Source organism: Streptomyces pseudogriseolus, assembly GCA_002154585.1.
GTDB lineage: Bacteria > Actinomycetota > Actinomycetes > Streptomycetales > Streptomycetaceae > Streptomyces > Streptomyces pseudogriseolus.
In genome coordinates this window covers 1-838 of sequence record MUNG01000764.1, presented here as the reverse complement: position 1 = coordinate 838, position 838 = coordinate 1, and the positions used below count along the sequence as shown (strand labels likewise).

Genomic DNA, 838 nt, shown 5'->3' with positions numbered 1-838 from the left:
AGCGCGGGCAGGTCCTCCGCGTACAGCAGCGTCAGGTCGTCGGTGGTGGGCTCGTCGAGCTGGGCGACCCGGCTCGCGTGCCGCTCCACCATCGCCTCGAACGTCTGCCGCGCCGTGCGTCCGTTGCCGAACGCGGGCCCCTTCGGGATGTCCGTGAAGTACGTCAGCAGCGCCTGGGCGGCGCCCGGCGCCAGCCGGTACTCGTGCTCCTCGGCCTGCTGCTCCACGATCCGCAGCAGCTCCTCCGGACCGTAGTCGCCGAAGGTGATCGTGCGGGAGAAACGGGACGCCACACCCGGGTTCACCGACAGGAAGCGCTCCATCTCGGCCGTGTAGCCCGCCACGATGACCACCACCGCGTCCCGCTGGTCCTCCATCAGCTTGACCAGTGTGTCGATGGCCTCCTTGCCGAAGTCCCTGCCCGCGTCCTCCGGCGACAGCGCGTACGCCTCGTCGATGAACAGCACCCCGCCGCGCGCCTTCTCGAACGCCTCCTGGGTGCGGATCGCCGTGGACCCGATGTGCTCGCCGACCAGGTCCACCCGGGACACCTCGACCAGATGGCCCTGCTCCAGCACCCCGAGCGAGGCGAGGATCTCGCCGTACAGGCGCGCCACGGTGGTCTTGCCGGTGCCGGGGGAGCCGGTGAACACCAGGTGCCGCTTGACGGACGCCGCCTTCAGCCCGGCCTTCTGCCGGCGCCGGCCCACCTCGATCATGTCGGTGAGGGCGCGCACCTCGCGCTTGACGCTCTCCAGGCCGACCAGGGCGTCGAGTTCGCCGAGGACGTCCTTGGACGTGCGTGTCTCCCGCCGGGGTTCCGGCACGGCCGCGGGGG

General features: G+C 71.4%; 1 protein-coding gene. It reads right to left on the bottom strand.

All coding sequences use genetic code 11. The features are described from left to right. Positions 1 to 838, bottom strand: an 838-nt coding sequence (locus tag CCN29_RS34630) for an AAA family ATPase (RefSeq protein ID WP_143661487.1), incomplete at both ends; no start/stop codon positions are given.